23 protein-coding genes are annotated in these 21045 nt (G+C 33.7%); 5 read left to right on the top strand and 18 right to left on the bottom strand.

Annotation, left to right across the window (positions count from 1 at the left end):
- Positions 1–177 precede the first annotated feature (177 nt).
- A complete protein-coding gene (locus LNP81_RS16110) occupies positions 178–3381 on the top strand; it encodes a PAS domain S-box protein (protein WP_230037544.1) in 3204 nt (1067 codons plus the stop codon).
- 7 nt (positions 3382–3388) lie between these two features.
- Here the strand turns inward: LNP81_RS16110 and LNP81_RS16105 are convergent, their stop codons facing one another.
- A complete protein-coding gene (locus tag LNP81_RS16105) occupies positions 3389–3820 on the bottom strand; it encodes a response regulator (RefSeq protein ID WP_230037542.1) in 432 nt (143 codons plus the stop codon).
- 248 nt (positions 3821–4068) lie between these two features.
- Here LNP81_RS16105 and LNP81_RS16100 point away from each other — a divergent pair, with 248 nt between their 5' ends.
- Positions 4069–4569: a pyridoxamine 5'-phosphate oxidase family protein gene (locus tag LNP81_RS16100; RefSeq protein WP_230037540.1), complete on the top strand. Its 501-nt coding sequence runs from the start codon at positions 4069–4071 to the stop codon at positions 4567–4569.
- Positions 4570–4822: 253 nt separating this feature from the next.
- Here LNP81_RS16100 and LNP81_RS16095 read toward each other — a convergent pair whose 3' ends face one another.
- The 3 genes from LNP81_RS16095 to LNP81_RS16085 all read right to left on the bottom strand — a co-directional run bounded on the left by LNP81_RS16095 (position 4823) and on the right by LNP81_RS16085 (position 6913).
- A complete protein-coding gene (locus LNP81_RS16095; protein ID WP_230037538.1) occupies positions 4823–5536 on the bottom strand; it encodes a DUF72 domain-containing protein in 714 nt (237 codons plus the stop codon).
- Positions 5533–6264 carry a DNA-formamidopyrimidine glycosylase family protein gene (locus LNP81_RS16090; RefSeq protein ID WP_230037536.1) on the bottom strand — a complete coding sequence of 244 codons (732 nt, stop codon included), beginning with the start codon at positions 6262–6264 and terminating at the stop codon, positions 5533–5535. The genes LNP81_RS16095 and LNP81_RS16090 overlap by 4 nt, the downstream gene beginning before the upstream one ends.
- Before the next feature lie 76 nt (positions 6265–6340).
- A complete protein-coding gene (locus LNP81_RS16085) occupies positions 6341–6913 on the bottom strand; it encodes a YciE/YciF ferroxidase family protein (RefSeq protein WP_230037535.1) in 573 nt (190 codons plus the stop codon).
- Between the two features lie 188 nt (positions 6914–7101).
- On the opposite strand from LNP81_RS16085, the gene LNP81_RS16080 reads away from it, so the two are divergent.
- On the top strand, positions 7102–7413 hold the full coding sequence (locus LNP81_RS16080; RefSeq protein WP_230037532.1) for a hypothetical protein: 312 nt from the start codon (positions 7102–7104) through the stop codon (positions 7411–7413).
- A gap of 188 nt (positions 7414–7601) precedes the next feature.
- Complete coding sequence (locus LNP81_RS16075) at positions 7602–8120, top strand: hypothetical protein (protein ID WP_230037530.1); 519 nt, start codon at positions 7602–7604, stop codon at positions 8118–8120.
- 215 nt (positions 8121–8335) lie between these two features.
- Here LNP81_RS16075 and LNP81_RS16070 read toward each other — a convergent pair whose 3' ends face one another.
- From LNP81_RS16070 to LNP81_RS16030, 9 genes are all read right to left on the bottom strand, one after another.
- Entirely contained in the window at positions 8336–8983 is a 648-nt protein-coding gene (locus LNP81_RS16070) for a DUF5661 family protein (RefSeq protein ID WP_230037529.1), read from the bottom strand.
- 87 nt (positions 8984–9070) lie between these two features.
- Positions 9071–9232, bottom strand: coding sequence for a DUF1328 family protein (locus LNP81_RS16065; RefSeq protein ID WP_083691381.1), 162 nt, complete (start codon positions 9230–9232; stop codon positions 9071–9073).
- Between the two features lie 109 nt (positions 9233–9341).
- A complete protein-coding gene (locus LNP81_RS16060; protein WP_230037528.1) occupies positions 9342–10427 on the bottom strand; it encodes a DNA topoisomerase IB in 1086 nt (361 codons plus the stop codon).
- 116 nt (positions 10428–10543) lie between these two features.
- A complete protein-coding gene (locus tag LNP81_RS16055; protein WP_208686923.1) occupies positions 10544–10783 on the bottom strand; it encodes a DUF7218 family protein in 240 nt (79 codons plus the stop codon).
- A gap of 439 nt (positions 10784–11222) precedes the next feature.
- A complete protein-coding gene (locus LNP81_RS16050) occupies positions 11223–11540 on the bottom strand; it encodes a hypothetical protein (RefSeq protein ID WP_230037527.1) in 318 nt (105 codons plus the stop codon).
- 641 nt (positions 11541–12181) lie between these two features.
- Positions 12182–12802, bottom strand: a complete 621-nt coding sequence (locus tag LNP81_RS16045; protein WP_230037526.1) for a hypothetical protein — start codon at positions 12800–12802, stop codon at positions 12182–12184.
- A 387-nt stretch (positions 12803–13189) separates the two neighbouring features.
- Complete coding sequence (locus LNP81_RS16040) at positions 13190–13588, bottom strand: hypothetical protein (protein WP_230037525.1); 399 nt, start codon at positions 13586–13588, stop codon at positions 13190–13192.
- Positions 13589–13637: 49 nt separating this feature from the next.
- Positions 13638–14099: a hypothetical protein gene (locus LNP81_RS16035; RefSeq protein ID WP_230037524.1), complete on the bottom strand. Its 462-nt coding sequence runs from the start codon at positions 14097–14099 to the stop codon at positions 13638–13640.
- Between the two features lie 37 nt (positions 14100–14136).
- Positions 14137–15036 (bottom strand): XAC2610-related protein, encoded by a 900-nt coding sequence (locus tag LNP81_RS16030; RefSeq protein ID WP_230037523.1) that lies wholly within the window; start codon positions 15034–15036, stop codon positions 14137–14139.
- A 173-nt stretch (positions 15037–15209) separates the two neighbouring features.
- On the opposite strand from LNP81_RS16030, the gene LNP81_RS16025 reads away from it, so the two are divergent.
- A complete protein-coding gene (locus tag LNP81_RS16025; protein ID WP_230037522.1) occupies positions 15210–15800 on the top strand; it encodes a DUF4142 domain-containing protein in 591 nt (196 codons plus the stop codon).
- 342 nt (positions 15801–16142) lie between these two features.
- On the opposite strand, the gene LNP81_RS16020 is transcribed toward LNP81_RS16025, so the two are convergent.
- From LNP81_RS16020 to LNP81_RS16000, 5 genes are all read right to left on the bottom strand, one after another.
- On the bottom strand, positions 16143–17501 hold the full coding sequence (locus LNP81_RS16020) for an amidohydrolase (protein ID WP_230037521.1): 1359 nt from the start codon (positions 17499–17501) through the stop codon (positions 16143–16145).
- Between the two features lie 137 nt (positions 17502–17638).
- The gene (locus LNP81_RS16015; protein WP_230037520.1) at positions 17639–18487 is read right to left on the bottom strand and encodes an AraC family transcriptional regulator; all 849 of its coding nucleotides are present in this window, start codon (positions 18485–18487) and stop codon (positions 17639–17641) included.
- Positions 18488–18732: 245 nt separating this feature from the next.
- Entirely contained in the window at positions 18733–19785 is a 1053-nt protein-coding gene (locus LNP81_RS16010; RefSeq protein ID WP_230037519.1) for an NAD(P)-dependent alcohol dehydrogenase, read from the bottom strand.
- Positions 19786–20052: 267 nt separating this feature from the next.
- The gene (locus LNP81_RS16005) at positions 20053–20457 is read right to left on the bottom strand and encodes a cupin domain-containing protein (RefSeq protein WP_230037518.1); all 405 of its coding nucleotides are present in this window, start codon (positions 20455–20457) and stop codon (positions 20053–20055) included.
- Positions 20458–20552: 95 nt separating this feature from the next.
- A complete protein-coding gene (locus tag LNP81_RS16000; protein WP_230037517.1) occupies positions 20553–20969 on the bottom strand; it encodes a (R)-mandelonitrile lyase in 417 nt (138 codons plus the stop codon).
- Positions 20970–21045 lie beyond the last annotated feature (76 nt).

Raw genomic sequence — 21045 nt, 5'->3', positions numbered from 1 at the left:
ATGATTGATTACAAATAAAATTAACTCAATAGATTTAAAAATTACCTCATTCAAAAAATCAAAAACAAATCAATAATTATTTTACTAATTTTAACAATTCTCTAAAAAACCAATATTAGAATTATTACATTTATTATCTATACTTTCTTGTTTTAACCAGAGACAAAAAATAACTTAATGAGTACTAAAAATCACGATTTTCTTGCCAAAGGAGGCGAAATGGGCGCGCTAACACGTGCTAAAAACTGGAGCAAATCTTCGATTGGTCCTGTTGAATCATGGCCGCAAAGTTTGCGTACTACTTTAGGAATACTTTTAAACTCAAAGTTCCCAATGTTCTTGTTTTGGGGACAGGATCATATTTGTTTTTATAATGATGCCTATCGTCCAAGTCTTGGAAACGATGGAAAACATCCTGCTATATTGGGGCAAAAAGGCGCCGAATATTGGCCGGAAATATGGGATTTTATAAAACCATTAATCGATCAGGTGCTTATCGAAGGCGAAGCAACCTGGCACGAAGACCAACTTTTGCCTATTTACAGAAACGGAAAAATGGAAGATGTTTACTGGACCTTTAGTTACAGTCCTGTAAACGATGATGAAGGAAAAATAAATGGCGTTCTGGTTATTTGCGATGAAACCACCAGCAAAGTTAACATTCGTAAAAAACTGGAAAACAGTAATGAACGTTATCGCAATAATATTTTGCAAACTCCTAATGCCATGTGCATTTTTAGTGGAAAAGATTATGTTGTAGAAATTGCAAACGAACTGATGCTCGAAATTTGGGAGCGAAAAATTGAAGAAGTCATCAACAGGCCAATTTTTGAAGCATTGCCGGAAGTGACCGGTCAGGGATTAGAAGATGTTTTACTGAACGTTTATAACACAGGAGAACGATTTACTGCTTATGAACTTCCGGTGAAACTAACCAGAAAAGGCAAGATTGTAAACACGTTTATTAATGTGGTTTATGAAGCACTAAAAGAGTCAGACGGAACTATATCAGGAATTGTTGCCATTGCAAATGATGTTACGATACAGGTAATCGCCAGAACGGCCGTTGAGGAAAGCGAAAAGCGATTTAGAAATACCGTAAAACAGCTTCCGCTTGGGATTGCCATTCTTAAAGGCGCTGATCTGATTGTCGAAATGGCTAATGCTACTTATCTTCAGATAATCGATAAAACAGAAGAAGACATTCTGGACAAACCCGTTTTCACTACTGTTCCTGAAAGTAGAGATACGGTCTATCCATTGCTTTCAAAAGTTTATGAAGACGGAATTCCTTACTATTCAGATGAACTAGAGGTTACTTTAAATCGTTATGGCAAACAGGAAGTTTGTTATTTTAATCTTGTTTTTCATCCTTTAAAAGAGGAAAATAATATTGTGGGGGTTATTATTGTGACCCACGAAGTTACTAAAGCCGTAAAAGCGCGTTATCTATTGACACAAAGCGAAAAAGCTTTTCGTAATTTAGTTATGGATTCTCCTATTGCAATGGCCATTTTTAGAGGAAAAGACCATATTATCGAAATGGCCAATAATACCATGATGAAAACCATCTGGCAGAAAAAGAAAAAAGAAACTATTGGAAAACCCATCATTGAGGTATTCCCCGAATTATTAGAACAAAAATATCCTGAATTACTGGATCAGGTTATATTAAACAAGAAAATTGTTCGCGAAAATGAAGCTGTTGCTTATGTAAATATTAAAGGAAAACTTAAGAAGTTTTATCTTGATTATCAATATACTCCGTTACTGGAAAAAGAAGGAGAAGCGTCTGGAGTTATGGTTACGGTAAATGATGTAACCTCAAAAGTTGAAGCCCGAAAAAAGGTCGAAGATGCCGAAGAACGCGCCAGATTAGCGGTTGAAATTGCCGAAATTGCAACTTGGGATGTCAATCTTGCGACTCAGGATTTAATATACTCAGAAAACCTTGGTCCTATTTTTGGGCATGATAAAACGGTAAAAATAACACGAGCAGAAATTCGAAGTCAGATTTATCCTGATGATCAGCCTATTTTAGAAGAAGCGTATAAGGTGGCTCTTAAAACCAGTATTTACAAATATGAGGCACGAGTTATTAAACCTGATGATTCTATTAGCTGGATAAAAGCTCACGGTAAGATATTTTTTGACGAAGATAATAATCCAGTAAAAATGCTGGGTACCATAATGGATATTACTGACGAAAAAAACAGCCAGGAAACTTTGATTAAAAGCGAAGAAAAATTCAGATTGCTTGCTGATTCTATGCCACAGCATATCTGGACAAGTGATGCGCTGGGAAATTTGAATTATTTTAATGAATCTGTTTATACCTATTCCGGAATTCCTGTTGATGAAATTGAAAAAAAAGGCTGGCTGCAAATTGTACATCCAGAAGATCGCGAAGCCAATGTTAATGGTTGGATGGAAGCCATAAAAACCGGAAATGACTTTTTATTAGAGCATCGTTTTCGTCGTTATGATGGCGAATACAGGTGGCAATTAAGCAGGGCGATGGCTCAGAAAGATGCTGAAGGAAAAATTCAAATGTGGGTTGGTACGAGCACGGATATTCAGGACCAAAAAGATTTTACCTCGAAACTTGAAAAAGAAGTTCAGGAACGTACAGCACAACTTGAACTTAAAAATAAGGATCTGATTAATATGAATATCGAGCTGCAGTCTTTCGCTTATATTTCGAGCCACGATTTGCAGGAACCGTTACGTAAAATTCAAACTTTTGCCAGTCGATTATCTGATTTAGACGAGCAGAATATTTCGGCGAAAGCCAAAACTTATTTAAGCCGTATTGAAGTTTCCGCCAAAAGAATGCAGACTTTAATTCAGGATTTATTAGAATATTCCAGAACCAACTCTGCCGAAAGAATCTTTGTAAAAACGAACTTAGATGATATTGCAGAGGAAATACTAAGTGATTTCTCTGACCGTATCGAGGAAAAAAACGCTCGCGTTAATTTTCATCCTTTGGGTGAAGTCACAATTATTCCGTTTCAGTTTAGGCAATTGCTGCATAATCTGGTGGGAAATGCTCTTAAATTTTCTAAGAAGAATGTTACTCCGGTAATTGAGATTAGTGCGGAAAGAATCAAAGGAAAAAGTATTAAACAGGATGTAAACTATCCTGAAAGAATTTACTATCATCTTAAAATTTCAGATAACGGAATTGGTTTTGAAGCCGAATACAAAGAACGTATTTTCGAAGTTTTTAAACGTCTGAATACAGAAACTGAATTTGCAGGAACCGGAATTGGCCTTGCAATTGTAAAAAAGATTGTAGAAAACCATAAAGGAATTATCACGGCAAGTGGCGAAAAAGGCCAAGGCGCCACTTTTGATATTTATATTCCTGAATTATAACATTTTACTAAGTTTTATAAACAAAGTTTTTATCGGTTGGATTGAATTTTTCCCAATCGATTTCCAGCGCATGTTCGATAGATTTTACAATATCTTTCATTAAAACAGGCTTTGTTATGAAGTAATTAGCCCCTAATGCACGACATCTTTCGATTATACTTGGTTCATTTGAAGTCGAGAAAATAATTACCGGAATGTCATTTTTCATTTCTGAACTTCTCAATTCAGTCAATACATCAAATCCGTTTTTACCCGGCATATTCAAATCTAAAAAAACTATATGTGGTGTTGGCGGCGGATTGTAGATAGCATTCAGTAACTTTTCGCCTCCAGAATAGGTCTGAAGTTGTATTTTTTTTGGTAATGATTCTACTGCATCGGTAAAAATGCTCAAATCATCTTCGTCATCATCAGTATAAAATATAGTAAAATCAGTCATTTGGTATTTTGGGTATTTATCTTCTTCAAAGATAACCAAATTTATAGATAAATCAATGGCTTTTAGATTATCGTCTAAAAAATTAGTAATTGAAATCTCATAATTTTTAAATCTAATTGTGTAAGCCCAAAAGCCATAAAATCAGCAACTTTACTATTATGAAGTTCTAATTTAAAACTTTATTATAGTGCTCAGGAAATGAGAACTTTAATCGAAAAACTATTTAATAAATCATAAAAAATAAAGTCATGGGAGATCATAAAGACCTTACGAACGAATTTGCTGTAGATAAAATAAAAGATCTGGCAGAAAACATTAAAACGTGTATGTTTTGCACTTATAACGAATACAGATTACAATCAAGACCAATGTCTGTTCAAAAAATTGATGATTTAGGTCAGCTTTGGTTTTTATCCGACAGAAACAGCAGTCATAACGCTGAGATTAGCCTTAATCCTCAGGTAGAGTTATTTTTCTCTGAACCACACGATAAATTTCTAACCTTACACGGAACCGCAAGTATCTCGTACGACAGGGAAACAATCAAAGAATTATACGATCCTATTGTGAAAGTTTGGATGCCGGAAGGCGAAGATGATCCGAATTTAAGTGTTATAAAAGTAGTTCCGGAAGACGGTTATTACTGGAATAACAAAAACGGAAAAATGGTCGCAATTGCTAAAATGGCCACTGCTTTTGTAACCGGAAAAACAATGGATGACGGTATTGAAGGTACCTTGAAATTGTAGTTTTTTTTAAAAGAATTTAACCGCAAAGAGCGCAATCCCGATAGCTATCGGGATACGCAAAGCCCGCTAAGATTTATTTCTTGGCGGGCTTTGTTTTTTGGCCGCAAAATTCGATAAGAATTTAAAAAAGTTAGCCACAGATAAAAATGATTATACAGATTTTAAAAATCCTTTTAATCTTTTAATCTGTGGCTAAAAAACTTTGCGAACTTTGCGTATATCCTGGCGCTCTTTGCGGTTAAACCCAAAAATCTCATTCCAACATATGTTTCAGCTCCAAAGCATTCAAGATTCCTGCTTCGCTTGCAGTATTATTAAAATACAAAAATGCTGATTTTGAAATAATTGCATCTTTTATATAAAGTAATTCTTCAGGTGAATAACTCGAGTAAAACATCTTGGGTGTTCCGTGCAGTCTGATGAAAATAAGCGGGAAATCTGTAAAAATAGTACTTGGTAATTGCGGATGACTTACGCTGCAGAACGTAATATTATGGTTGCGAAAAGCTTTCCAAACTTCTTCGTTCCACCAACTTTCGTGACGAAATTCGACTACGTTTTTGAAGCTTAAATCTAGATTATTGATTATATTTTGGAGCTTTTCGGCAGTAAAATGGTAACTCGGCGGAAATTGAAACAAAATACAGCCTAATTTCTCTTTTAAACCCGTTTCGCAGACGTTATAAAACTCTTTTATTCGGTCTTCGCAGTCTGAAAATTTCTTAAGATGAGTGATTTCTTTTGGTGCTTTTACCGAAAAAATAAAATTTTCAGGGGTTTTATTGTACCAATTTTGAAAAATTCTGACCGTAGGAAACTTGTAAAAGCTTCCATTGAACTCATACGTGTTAAAATGCTGGTAATAAAACTCAAACCACTTAGACTGTGACAAGTTGTCAGGATAGAAAACACCCTTCCAAAACCGATTATTGAAACTTGAGCAGCCAATTAAAACCTGATTTTTCATATGTGTAGTTTTTGACAGTTAGTACAAAAAAAACTTCTTCGGCTTCTCTTCCCTGTTTGCTTTTTATGAATGGGAAGATTACATCGCTTACATTCTTTTTTGGTGTAAGCGAGCCAATGCTTTTTTAATTCATTTTTTTTCTTCCAGTCCAAAAATTCAAAACTATAAATCGAACATTCGTTGATGATATTTTTTAAATCTTTTGGCGGAATTTTTCCAACCAGAGATTCCGGATGAATTCGACATCGGTACAAAACTTCGTTCTTGATAATATTCCCTACTCCTGAAAAAATGTTCTGATCGAGAATTGCATCACAAATCATTTCGTCCGGTTTTTTATCCAGACTTTGTTTTGCTTTTTTCGAATCCCATTTTTCGTTCATTACATCCTCTCTCCAATCGTAATATTGATTAATATCGCCTTCAAGGATTTTGACCGAGCAGGTATAAAAATTCAGTTCTCCGTTTGAAAAAATCATACTCAATCTTGGTTTGATTTCTTTGCGTTCGTTTATGCGATACGTTCCAAACATGAGCAAATGAATTTTTACGGTAAAATCATCAAAACAAATTAAAAAATGCTTTCCCCATGTTTTAAAATCCACAATGATTTTATCCTGGAGACGCTCAATATCAATCGCACTATTTCCGGAAACTTCAATTATTTTTTTTCCTGAAAATTGCTGCACTTCTTCTTTTAAAATCATTAGCGACGGACCTTCTGGCATAATCTTAATTTTTAAATTATAAACTAAAAAAAGTGCAACGTAAAGCTGCACTTTTTAGAATCATGATTTCTTGCCATTAATCTGCTTCTGCAGCTTCAAGGTTTACAGCATTTACCGCAACCTCTGTTAATTTTTTATCGGCTCCTTTTTCTTCGTCTAACGTCAGTTCCAGAATACCGGCTGCCTCTGTTAGACCAAGAGTCTCTGCAAATTGACGTAAAGTACCGTAAGTGGCAATTTCGTAATGCTCTATTTTTTGCGTCGCTGCGATAATACCTGCATCACGTACAACCCCAACTTCAGTTTCTTCAATAATCCCTTTTCCTTCTTCGATTAAGCCCGCCATTGCATCGCATTTTTTTGCCGAAGCTTTTTGGCCAATTAGTTTAAAAACCTGCTCTAATCGTGTTACATGTTCTTCAGTTTCGGTCAAGTGACTGTTTAAAGCCTCTATTAAGTCCGCTGACGTTGCATTTTTGGTCATGGTAGGTATTGCCTTAGTCAGCGCTTTTTCTGCCCAGTAAATGTCTTTTAATCCATCTTCAAACAATTCTGTCAATCCTGATGCTGCATCAGATTTTGCTTTTGTTACTCCCTTTTTTGCTTCCGGTTTAGAAGCTGTCTCTTTTTTACTATCTGTACTTTTCATGGTAATAATTTTTGTTAATTAATATTTGATAAAATTACCATCTTGATTATCAGACAAGTTATATCATTAATTCCTAAAGTTGCATTCTGAACACCTGCATATTATGCAATTAGATTTAAGAATTCTGTAAGATATTTTTTTGGTTTGAGAGATAGATTTGTAGTACTACAATTTTAAAAAAACTTATAATGGAAACACATATAGATCTTACGTATCAGGAAGCCGAACTTTATTTTCAACAAAAATATCAAAGAGGCCATTTAGATATTGACACTGCAATATTGATTGATAATGCTATTGATAAATTGCTTAAAAAGGATAACATCATTAGAAATGAAAATATCCCAAACGAGGAACAAGTTGTAAACGAAGACGATCACATCACTAATAATGAAGAGGAGGAATTTGAGATTATCGACGCTGATGATTTTGACGAGGAAGAGCATATCGAAGACGAAGATCATTTTGATGATGACGATTTAGAAAGAAACGATAATTAATATTTCTGAAAATCTGAAAAGCGAAATGCAAAAAAAGACTATTACCGGGTAATGGTCTTTTTTTTTGTTTTGAACTCAACCTCAACATAACCATCTGTTAATTATACAATTACCCGTTATAATTCTATAATACAATTACTTGCCTTCGTTATTAGATTTGTATATAGTAATATTAAAAACGAAACGTCATGAATACTACAGATCAAAAAAACAGCATGATAAAAGGGAATCGAGTTCCTGGAAATCAGAATCCAAATACAGCAGACAGAAATACTTTGATGAACGAAGAATTGTATGATATCGACGACATGAAAGAAAGCGATACTGATAATCGTGAAATAGCCGAACGTGGTTATACGGTTAGAAACGGTCATAATCCTGACAATCCTAATCCGGACGAACTTACAGACGATGAAGATGATCTAACGGATGATTTTCATAGCGAAGACGACCTAAACTCTAATACTGATGATTTGTATGAAGAGGAACTGGATCAAAACGGTAACAATATCGATGATGTAAACGACCAATTGGATAATCCGTCCGACGCTTCTCTGGAAAGAGAAGAAGAAGATTTTAACGAAACCGAAGATGTCCTGGAAGATATCGATGATGAAGAAGAGGAAGAGGAAACTGAATATATCGAAGATGATGTTCAGGAAGAAGAAGATGTAGAATATCCTGATAATGACCCAAGGAAATTTTAGGAGGAGAGAATATAGAAGAAAGAGTAAAGAGAAAAGACTCGAACGATTTTAATAAAGTGACAAAGGTTCAAAGAAATAAAGATTCAAAGTTTAAAAACTTTGTTGTTTTATTTCTTTGAACCTTTATTTTTACAGTATATTTTTTGCCCTATATTCTTTGTGCTATACTCTATATTCTTTCTTCTTTCTTCTTTCTTCTTTCTTCTTTCTAAACCTTAATCTCCAATAATTTCCAAAACCGGAATATCATCCATTTTTTCGAGGCGTTCTGCCAGTCCTGCCCTTGCCTCTTTCAATTCTTCTTCGGCTTTAATAAGCTCTTCAAGTAATTTATCTTTTCCTGTTGTAACTTTATCGATTTTGCGCATGATTTCGTAAATCTCGCCTTCGGCTTCCATTACTTTCAATCTTTTGTAATAGGTCAAACTTTCGGTCATGTGTGCCAATGCAATCATCGCGGTCAAAAACGGATGATTATTGGTTACATTAACATCTTTTATTTTCCCGTGTTCGAGTTCAACTTTCAAGGCAAATGCAAATTCTTCCATATTAAAAGCTTCGTATTTGCTTTTTGGATTTAAATAGGCTTTAATCGACTCAACATTGTTCATTGTAGACAAATCTACATCTGTCTCTTTTTTATCGTTTAAATCGTTAAAAACCACGTTTCCTATCGCTCTTGCTTCTGCAACTGTAGGATCATTGTCCGGATTTTCGAAATCGCGTGTCGACCAATCCCAATTTTCAGGATGTACAGGTTTTATATATTTTTCACAGAAATCTGTCACATCGTTTTTTAAGCTTACCATTTCATCTTCTCTTTTGATATAAACATCCTGATAAGCACCGCTTTTGGTTCCCATAATTCTTTTTTTTAATTTTTTTAAAAATGCAAACGACACATTTACCGAGATATATGTGTCGTTTTTTAATTGTTATTTATTTGCTGACTAAATACTTTTTCTTCCGCTAATTAGAGATATAACGAATAAGACTAAAAATATGAAGAATAAAACTTTAGCGATACTTGCTGCTCCGGCGGCAATTCCACCAAAACCAAATATTCCGGCTATGATAGCAAGAATAATAAAAATGACTGTATAACGTAACATAAGCTTGTGATTTTAGTTAATAATGATTTTGTTTGTTACTCAAATTTCATACTTTTTAAAGAGATGTATTAACTCTAAACATTATTTTGTTAGCACGATCAAACCTGATTTACAATAAGTTGACCTGATAGTTTTGTATTAATTCTGAAAAAGCAATTTCGCTGTGCGAAAAATGTTCTCTGTTGCTTCGGCATTTTTTTGCTCTTTCAAAATATTGCTCAATCGAACCATCTTCATAAGTCGAAACCAATAAAGGATGAACGTAATAATTCTTGCATACATTTCTGGTATTTCCCAAAGCTTGCGCAGTGGTATCAAAGGCGGATAAAATATTCTTTTTGATTTCTTTTTCGTCGGTTGTTGTGCCTATATCCATTAAGGTTTCAAAAAACACGATTGATGCTGCCCAGGTTCTAAAATCTTTTGCACTAAAATATTCTCCCGAAATTTCATGCAAATATTCATTTACCATATGGCTGTCCAGCACTTTTCGTTCGCCGTTTTTATCATAGTATTTAAAAACTTCCCAACCCGGAATTTCTTCACAACGACTGACCAATTTTATCAATTTTTTATTTCGGGTTGTAATCGTATGCTGTACTCCTTTTTTTCCTGTAAATTCAAATCGGAGCGAATTTTTATTAATGTTAATGTGGCGTTTTCTTAAAGTCGAAAGTCCGTATGATTTATTGTCCTTGGCATATTTTTCATTTCCAATTCTAATGTGGGTTTCCTCCATTAAACGGATTACTAATGCTACCACTTTTTCTTTCGACCATTCTTTTTTCTCTAAATCTTCATCGACTTGTTTTCGAATCGAAGGCAATTTTGTTCCAAACTCGGCTATTTTATAAAACTTAGTTTGATTTCGAATCAAATTCCATTTTGGATGATATCGATATTGTTTTCGATTTTTAATATCCAGACCCACCGCTTGTAAATGTCCGTTTGGCAAGTCTGAAATCTGAACGTTTACCCAAGCCGGCGGAAGCACCAGACTGCTAAAGCGTTTCAATTCGCTTTTTTGCTTAATGCAACGACCATTTTTTTTATAAACAAAACCATCTTCTCCTTCGCATCGTTCTATTGGCAGCCTTTGATTATTGATGTAAACTAAATCTAATTTCTCAATTACCAAATGCGGTGTTTTGATCAATTGATTCATTAGTTTTTCGGTTTTTGCAGCTGCATTCATGATCGTTTCGTGTTTATTAAGCCACTCCCGATAATTATCGGGATCAGGATTTAAAAGATTCTATTTCCGATATATTCTGTTTATCCTCTGTGGCTTTATTATTTTTCAAATACTTTTTAATTATTTCGTAATGCCTTAACGAGATTCTTTTTGTTCATATAAGAACGTCCCGGAATCCCCACTTTTATAGCCTGCTGGTACAATTCCGCTTTCGACCATTCATCATAAGGTTTTGCCCTTCCTCCTTTTTCACCTGCATCTGGCGTATTCGCAATTCGCGCTGCTTTTTCTTTGCTATAGCCTATTTCTAAAAGAGCCTGGTATTGTTTTTCGTTTTGAATTCTTGCATCTGGCATGACTAAAAAATTTTAAGGTTAATGATTTAGAAATCTTATACCAAAATTCTTCAAAAAGCAGGAATTCTCTGTTATATAATTCTTGGTTTTATTTTCATAATTAACTCTATGAGAGATTTTTTTTCAATAACCATTACATTTTTCAGGAGCTGTTTCCTGCTGTCCTTCCAAATCTTTTCCTTGCTAAAGGAGCAAGAAAAAGGATTTTCCCTCCCATCAGGGCTAGGGCATTCGTTTTCATAAGAAAGTCATTATAAAGAAGAGATTACTCTTTTACTATACAGTAAACTTTCAAAAGGACTTTGACGCCGTGAAGAAGTCTGAGACTGCTAACACATGAGTTTTTTTTATTAATTAGATAAATAGCAAAACAGCCTTGATTATAATAATCAAGGCTTTTTGTTTGTTTTTTCTTAATGATGGTGCGACGTAAATTCGGTTATTTAGATTTCTTAATTTTTGCTATTAATTGTTTTTTAATTAAATCAAATTCAAAATCTCTTTCTGATGTATATAAATACAATATTAATCTCGCATTACTGTCTACAATACTCGTAATGTCTGGAAAACTATTATTGATGAATTGCGTACTTTGAGAACTATAACCATTATAGGACCTGTCTATAAATAATTCTTTAGATTTTAAAGTCCAGTCATCAATATTAATCACGTCAATTTCATTTTGATAATCGGCTAAAGCTTTATTTATTATTTCATCAATTTTACCTTTCTCTTTTTTAAAATCTATATTAATCATTCCCGGTCATTTTGGTTATCTGTTTTTAGTCTTTATAAATATATAATATTGAACAAAACTTTTGATATAAACTTTATAAATTTATAGTCACTAGGCTTTCGCCCTTACAGGGCTAAAACAACAATTGTCTCTCATTCATAGTGCTTCGCACCATGCTATTGCTAGAGCTCTTTCAGAGCAACAGGTTTTCAACACCTATTTTTGGAAACAATGTGAATTGCAAATTTATTGTAGGACAAAGTGTAAATATGTAAAAAATTTTGGGCTGAGACAATGAGAAAATTGCTTAAAAGCTCAAAAAGGGCTGAAGGCCCAAAAGAATCAGCGTAGTGCAACGCACTACGAACTGCGTTAAGCGGGATTATCGCCCTGAAAGGGCAAAAGCAAATCTATTTTACATTTATCAAAAAACTGTTTACTTTATTACACAAATAATATAATGTAATAATGAACTTTTACTTCGCAAATAAGCTTTCGCCCTTTCAGGGCTTAAAAACAAAAATTATGTGGTCATAGTGCTTCGCACCATGCTAGTGGTAAAGCTCTTTCAGAGCAACGTTTGCAAACATTAGCTTTCTGCGCAAGCGTCCCGATCGTGCCCACAAAAATTGAGAACAAACCTATATTTTTTTTTAGTACAATCATGAAACCGAAGTGTTATCAATTTTATCAATCATCCATTTATCATTTACTTTTTTGATATAAATCCTCACGCCCATTCCGCAATGCCTGCCGCAAGAAAAACCACCGTCTAAGACTCCAAATTTTCTCTCTTTGTCAAATTGAATTCCTGTAAAATAAACTGAACCCGAAAAAACAAAATCATACTTTTTTCTCCAAAATTCATATCTGTCTTTTGGAAACTCAGACATGTCTCTAATTTCAAATTTTCCTTTAAGTGGGATATTTTTAAAATCTATAGTATAGGTAGAATCTCCTTCTATTTTTGGATCAAAAACTTCCGTAACTTTAAAGTGCTGCTCCAAATATTCTTTTAAATCTTTACTACTTCTCTTTATTTTAGGATTGAATGCTACAATTAATTTTGAAGTATCTTTTTCAATTTCTTCTACAATTATTTCTTGATTACGCTTCCAATTTACTATTTCTTGTTTTTGTTTTTCAGTTCCTTTTGTAGAATCAATACCAATATTATTACCTTCTTTATCATAAATAAATTGACCATAAATAGGAGGCGGAACAGGAACTATTCTGTAATCAATACAAATAGAATCAATCAAGTCCGGAAAAATTTCCGTCATTACAGTTTTTTCAAATTCCAAATCGCTAATTTTTTTTTGACAACTCATAAAGAGAAGTATCATAAAAAGTAAAGGCAATTGTAATGGTTTTATCATGATCCGTAATAAGTAATTGGTTCAAAAAGAGGTTTTCTTGTGCTAATATAAAACTATTTCCATTACAAAATAACCCGCTATGCGAAGTCTCCTGACTTTGCATTTTTATTTATTAGTTCTCATAAAAAACTTAAACATCTATAAGTCTCCTGACTTTTTATAAAATCGTCTTTAGAATATTAATCTTTTTCTATGCAAAACTTAATCTCTTTGCCGGTGCGAAGTCAGAGACATTCGCAGGGACTAAGATGAAGACTTCGAAGAGCGGGGACTCGCACTAACAAATACCTTCTACTTAATATTTATTTCAATTAAACTTTTAAATAGGGTTCCTTTTACATTTTCATCCAAAATAGTATTGATCGCTTTTTTTGATTTATAAATAGTCTTAATATCCCTTGTTTCAATTTCAATTACTTTTATGGAGTTTGCGGCTTCCTGAATTTCTTTTTTGGACCAATTTCCAATTCCAAAAGAAATACACCCTACTGAGTCTTTCTTTAAATCAAATACAATCGAATCACCAACTGCAATTCTTTTTAGATTATAGTTGTCTGTTTTTGGATCAAGATTAATTTTTACCTTAACAGAAGTATTCATTTTATTGATGAATAAAATATCATGCGCAGGATCGCAACTTGCAAAAAGAATAAGAAATAAAAAAGGCAAAAGTTTAATGTTAGCGTTCATTTATAATTTTTAAGGTTTTTATAATCAAGTAGAAAGTTGATATTCAAAATCAACCATAACATCCAAAATTTAAGCTTTCCATTCTTCCGTCTTTTGCTTTTCCGACTAAGATAATTGTCTTATCCTGCAAAATTTTGTTTTTACTTTTAATAAATTCTTTCAGATTTAAAGTTTTACAATCTTTCGAATAAATAAGTGTTTTGAAGTCAACCTTATAAGTTCTTATTTTTGGATTTTCATTTACAACAACTCTTTCATCAACATTTTCAAATTTTATCTGCACAAGATCAATATCAATAAATACTTCGCCGTTTACGTCATAAATTCCTTTTACTAACGCATTTATTTCGTCTTTGTCTTCTCCTAAAACAATTTGTTTTGAAGATACTAAACTCTTGTTTTTTGATGAATCTGTTTTTGTCTTATGATTTGCAGAAGCGTCTTTAACTTCTTTACTTTGACAGGAAAATAATGTAGCCGCAATAAAACAACATAGTATATTTCTTTTCATAACTTTTCTTGGGTTTATTTTACACTTAAAACTAAACTTAATCACATTTTACCTTTTTTAATTCGCCGGATTTAATGTCTAATTTAAGACAGGTTTTCTTGATTAGAACCATCTTATTGTTTACAACTTTATACTCTGCATTCATTTGACTTGTTCCTGCGCAGCATTGATTGTGTTCACTAATTCTTTTCGTTTTACTGTCGAACTCTAATGAGGTCCCGCTGAAACCACTTTCAAAATATTTTCCTGTGATGGGATTATATAAAAAATACAAGCTTGTAGTGTCGGGTCCGGCAGTACCTCCCTCAAAAACAGAAAAATCTTCAATTCCGTCAAAATTATAATCGTCGGTACTTATATTGTTTAAACCCAAAAGCTGACAATCCATATCAATTTGCTGAAGCAGCTTGTCCGTTTTTTTCTCCAGAATTTTAACTCCGGTTACTTTTGCATCAAAATCACCTCTCATTTTTGAAACAATCAACTTAAAGTATTTCCCTTTTAAAGAAACAGACTGTAAAATTTCCCTGTTTTTCCATTCAATATTATCTCCATATTCGACTTCAAATGTTTTTGATAAACTAATGTTAAGTTCTTTTTTTGTGTTTAAGTCTGTCCATTTTCCTTCTAGCTTCTTGCTTTTGGAATTAAAATATTCAAAAGTTATTTTCGCTGTATCATTGCCTGTTTTATCTTTTTCATAAAAAGTTAGTATTCCCTTTTTAAGTGTTCCGCTTATTACGATAGGAGTATCATAATTAGTATAAGCATAAATGGCATTTCCAGAACCCTCTGAATTAAGATCTGTAATAAATTCTATAGGATACTTATCTATAAATCCCACATAAGTTGCTTGAGCAGCTAGACGAATTGAAACTAAAAAAAGTAACACTATTAAAATTTTGTGTTGAATTGCAGAGTTTGCTATAGCATTCATAAAATATTTAGTTCGATTGATATATGCTTTTTTAGTTTTGCGAATATAATACTATTTGTATTACATATTATTTCTAAGAAAATTCAAATCCTGTAACATTATCAAAAAATACTGTAAGGCATTCTTCACACAGTCTTAATAATTTTACATTATAACATTTAAACTTATAAATCATGAAAAAAATACTATTAGCCGGAAAAGTAATTTTAGGAGCAGGATTATTAATCGTTTCCCTGAATTCTTGTAAAAACGAAACAAAACAAGAAGATCCAAAAGAAGTTGCTGAAGATAGTAACGAAGCCAAATTTGACTCAATTGATGATAAAAAAGATGATTCGGAATTTTTAGTAGATATAGCAGAAGTGAATCTTGCTGAAATCGAAATCGGAAAACTGGCTCAAACTAAAAGTACCAATCCTGAGGTTAAAAAATTTGGAAAAATGCTTGTTGATGAGCATACCAAATCGGCTTCTGAAGTAAGTGCTTTGGCTAAAGCTAAAAACTTCACCTTACCTACTTCGCTTACCGAAGATGGTCAGGAGGAATATAAAAAACTGAATGAAAAATCAGGTCTTGATTTTGATAAAAAGTTCGCTGATATGATGATCGACGGACACGAAAAAGCGATCGATAAGTTGCAAAAAGCAACTAAAGATGCAAAAGATGAAGATGTTAAGCTTTGGGCATCAAATAATATAGCACCGCTTACTGCTCATTTGGAGCATGCGAAATTGCTAAAACAAGACTTAGACAAAAAGAAATAAATTTAATTGGTTATTATTTATTTTCAAAAACCCCTCAAGAGTTGAATTGCTTGAGGGGTTTTCTTTTTTTTTTTAAGGTACTGAGATTCTAAGGTTCTGAGGTTCTAAGTTTTTCTTTTTAAGGTTCTAAGGTTTTGTAGAGACGCACTGCCGTGCATCTTTTTTATATGATCTAAATTATTTGACTGCACAAGATGGATTAAAAATCCATCTTGTGCAATATTTTACGTTCCTTCGGAACTGCTTATATAACTTCGTAAGAATGATTTAATCGTTGAAATATTAGAGGTTAAAAACTTAGAACCTAAGAACCTTAGAATCTTACCGACTTAGAACAGAACCTTAAGAAAGATCCCCAGCTATCTTTTTTCCTTTATAAAAAACTCCTTCTCTTTTTGGCAAACGCGCTACGGCTTCGGCGGAACAGCTTGCTTTTACTAAGATAAAATTGGCTTCGTTATCGACTGCTGGCCAAACTCTTGTTCCTGAATCGTTAAGCGGTAATATTTCATCTTTTGTTGCGATGTGTAAGGCTCTGCTTAAATTATACTCGTCTGTCCAGCCGTAAAGCTGAACACATAATTTTGCTTTTTCCATCATATCGCAAGTCCCGAAAGGCTGCCAGTGATCGACAATACTATCGGTTCCGGTCATTAGTTTTACGCCGTATTTTTTTAAAGTTGGAATTGGCATTATCGTTTTCCCAATCGGAATTCCTGACACTACTCCTATTCCCAGATTACCCATTTGCTCGGCAATTTTCTCCAGATCTTTTGGATCCATTTTCGCAAGCGCGAAACCGTGACTTATATAGGTTTTTCCTTGTAGCTGTTTGTTTTCTTCGGTTTTTTTAATCATGTATTCAATCGCAGCTTTTCCAGATGGTATCGATTCATGCAAGTGTATGTCGACACCTTTATTATTATCAATTGCAATTTGAAACATTACATCAAGCGATTTCTCCATATTGCCATCGACATTTGTTGGGTCAAGTCCGCCTATGAAATCAATTCCCATCGAAGCCGCTTCTCTTAATAAAGGTTCACATTTTGAATATAAAATTCCGTGTTGCGGAAACGCTACAATTTCAGAACCAAAATTCTCTTTATTTTTATCTAAAGCTGTCTGCAAATGTTCCAGACTTTTTAGTCCGCTTACAGGATCGATATTACATTGGCAACGCGCAAAATAACTTCCCTGACTTTGCATTAGTTTAATCGCTTCTTCGGCTTTATGCTGAGAATCCGGTAATAATTGCGGAATCAACTTTTGTTCCAGCGTAATCATATCTTTTACCGTATATCCTTTTCTGGGCGCTGCATTCCAGATTCCGCTGCCGTAGTACGTTTTATCAATATGAATGTGCATATCGCGTAATCCCGGAAGCATCAAAAGTCCTTTGGCATCAATTGTTTTCAACTTCAAAGCCGACTTTCCTGTCGTGATGCTTTTTATTTTACCATTAGCAATATGAATAGTATAAAGTGCTGTTTTGGTAGCAATTACTTCATTTTTATCGTTGTATTCAAAACCATCTTCTAATCGTACATTAATTAAAAGATATTCGTTTAAAGCTGTTTTGTTTTCTTCGGGTAAAACCTGCGCAACGACATTTCCTCCAATTCCTGAAAACAAAGCGGCTCCGGTTGCTGCGGCTCCCAATCCTAAGAATTTTTTTCGGCTTATTTTATGATCTTCCATAAATTATATTTTATCTTCTTTGAGTTTGTTATACGATTTCACAATAACACTCTAATAATCAACAGTATTATTACATTGCAAAAATCGTTATAAACTTAAAATGATAACGGTAATATTACGGAGAAAGATGGTAAAAATTATAATTTTTTAAAATCTCCCGGAGTTTTTCCTGCATATTTTTTAAAGACTTTGGTAAAATAAGTATTGTCATTAAAACCAAGTTGGTAACCAATTTCTTTAATAGACAAATCGGTACTGGTTAGCAAACGTTTAGCTTCAAGAATGGTTCTTTGTCTTATCACATCACTTGCCGGAACCTTTAAATATTTCTGCGAGAGGATGTTGAGATAATTAGAGGTAATATTTAATTTATCGGCATAAAAATTCACCGAAGGTTCTTTACTGAAATAATCATCAATTAAAATAGTAAACCCTTTTATTATTTTCTCAGGTTTGGTCGATGAATCGTGTTCAGGAAACTGATTCAAATATTCTTTTTGCAATAATTTGAGCAGTAAATGCAAACGCAGTAAAACTATTTCTTTGGTAAGTGTATCGTTATCAGACAATAGTAATTCTATTTGATGTAAATGATTTTTAAATTCCTCAAATTCTTTTTTGTTTAAAGAAAGACAAGAAGGAACACTTTGCTCAAAAAACGGAAATTTCCCTAAATTCGAAAAAATACTAATCACATCGGCAGAAAGCATCAGCTGAAACCCCGAAGTATCTACATCAAGCGACCAGTTGTGTACCTGCCCCGGCCTGATAAAATAAACCTGATAATCGTTTACTGTATATTGAGTAAAATCGACATTGTGAAACCCGGAACCATTCTCAACAAAAAATACCAGATAAAAGTCATGCTTATGTGGCTGCTCGAATTCATTTCTTCCTTTTACGCTATGGCGAAATAAGGTAATACCCAAAGTTTCTTCTCCAAGTATATTGCCAACGGATAAAACAGGAATTGATTTTTTTTGCAAGAGAAAAAGTGTTTAGTTGTTCAATTTCAAAATTAATAATTAAATAGCATAAGTTTTTAAAAGAATAAAAAAAGGTCTGACTTTATAAAAGCCAGACCTTTTAAGATATTTATTATAACCAATATTGTCTTTAAACTTTGCGTCTTAGCGCCTTTGCGAGATTATTTTTTTAAGCTTAAATTAATGAAATTGAGCAGCAAAGGCAAAAAGTTTAAACTTAGAATCTCAGAACCTTAGTTACTTAGTTACTTCAACGAAGCCATATCAATTACAAAACGGTATTTAATATCCCCTTTTAATAATCTTTCGTAAGCATCGTTTACTTCATCAACACCAATAATTTCGATGTCTGCCGTAATGTTATGTTCTGCACAGAAGTCAAGCATTTCCTGAGTTTCGGCAATTCCGCCAATGTTTGAACCTGCAAAACTTCTTCTGCCTAATAAAAGACTAAATGATGTTACCGGAAGTGGTTCCATTGGAGCACCAACTAATGTAAGAGTTCCGTCTACTTTTAGTAAATTCAAATAAGAATCTATATTATGTTCCGCCGATACGCAATCTAAAATAAAGTTAAGTGATTTTGCATGTTTCGCCATTTGTTCCGGATCTGTAGATAAAACAACTTCATCTGCACCTAAACGTTTTGCATCTTCGGTTTTAGATAATGAGGTGGTAAAAACAACGACATGAGCGCCCATTGCTTTTGCAAGTTTAATTCCCATATGTCCTAAACCACCGATCCCAACGATCCCAACTTTTTGTCCAGGGCCCACTTTCCAGTGTTTTAATGGAGAATAAGTCGTGATTCCGGCACATAATAAAGGAGCAACTCCGGCAAGATCTAATTTGTCTGAAACATGCAATACATAATTTTCATCGACTACGATGCTTTGAGAATATCCTCCAAAAGTTTGTCCGCCCAAATGAACATCAGGAGAATTGAATGTTAATGTATTTCCGGGATCACAAAATTGCTCTAATCCGTCTTTACAATGTTCACATTCTCTACATGAATCGACCATACATCCTACTCCGGCCAAATCTCCAACTTTAAAACCTTTTACGTGATCGCCCACTTTTGTTATACGACCCACAATTTCATGTCCCGGAACTATTGGGTAAATCGTTCCGTGCCACTCGTTTCTCGCCGAGTGTAAATCGGAATGGCAGATTCCGCAATATAAAATTTCGATTTCTACGTCATGCGCTAATACCGCTCTACGCTGAATGTCTAATGTTTGTAAAGGTGCTTCGGCAGCTTCTGTACCAAAGGCTTTTATGTTTTTTGTTTCCATTTTTTTTGTTTTTTATTTTTTAAGGTACTGAGATACTAAGTTGCTAAGGTTCTAAGTTTTTTTTGCTTTAGAGTTGGTATAGTTTCACGTAGGTTTAAGAGGATTTAAGCAAATTTGACTGAAATAATATCAGCTAAAAATCTTTTAAAATCTGCATGAAAAAATATTATTTCGCGCAAAGTCGCAAAATTTTCTTTTAAAATATGTTCTAAAGATTCTCCGTTTTTTACTTAGTAACTTAGAGCCTTAGCAACTCAGAAACTTAGTTTATTTTCCAAAACTAAAATATTCTTCATCGGTTACGCTTTCTAACCAGATTCCTTTTCCTTTGTCGATTTCTGTGATAATGCTAATGTGCGAAAATTTACTAAAAGGTGTTGCACCATACCAATGTTCTACGCCCGGTAAAATGGTAACTACCTCATCTTTATGAAGCAAACGAATGGCAGAACCTTTTTCCTGAAAATAGCCAATTCCGTCTGTTGCGATAAATAATTGCAAACTTGCATTAATATGCCATTTGCATCTTGATCCCGGTTCAAAAGAGATTTCTTTAATCATCGTATTATCCGGATGAATATTGCTGGTTTGTTTTTTATAAGAAACATTACCAGTCATGAAAGTATTCGGGATTTTTCCCTCTTCAATAGCGGAAGTATAAAGTGTTGACATAAAATAGATTTTTTGAGATTGATTTTATTTAAATAAGAGCTAACAAAAACCGTTAATTAATCGTTAGATCTCGCCAAACAACACTTTTACTTAATTTATTTAAAGCTATTGTATTGTTCGTCGGTTACTGGTTCAAGCCAGTCTACAATACCTTTTTCGGTATTGGTACTAATTGCGATATGGGTAAATTCACTATCCGGAGAAGCTCCGTGCCAATGTTTTAATTCGGGTTGAATGTTTACAACATCGCCTGCCTGAAGTAACTGAATTGGTTTTCCTTCTTCCTGATAATATCCTGTTCCTTGTGTTACAATTAGAATTTGCCCGCTGGGATGTGTATGCCAATTGTTTCTCGCACCTGCTTCGAAAACTACATTACCAACGGCAGTATTTAAAACCGGATCATTTGGAACCAACATTTTCACCCATGCTTTTCCTGTAAAATAATCCGCTGAAGCCAGATCTCCTTGTGGAAAAATAGTTTCATTTAATTGATTTTCTGGTTCTTTCATAATTATTTTGTTTTGTATATCAGTGCTGGAAACTAAATTAGAAAGCTAGAATGCGCTTTGTAGAAGTTATATTTAG

It is taken from the genome of Flavobacterium piscisymbiosum (assembly GCF_020905295.1).
In the GTDB taxonomy this organism is placed as follows: Bacteria; Bacteroidota; Bacteroidia; order Flavobacteriales; family Flavobacteriaceae; genus Flavobacterium; species Flavobacterium piscisymbiosum.
Note: the sequence above shows the minus strand (reverse complement) of the source record. Positions and strands in the feature narration are given on the sequence as shown.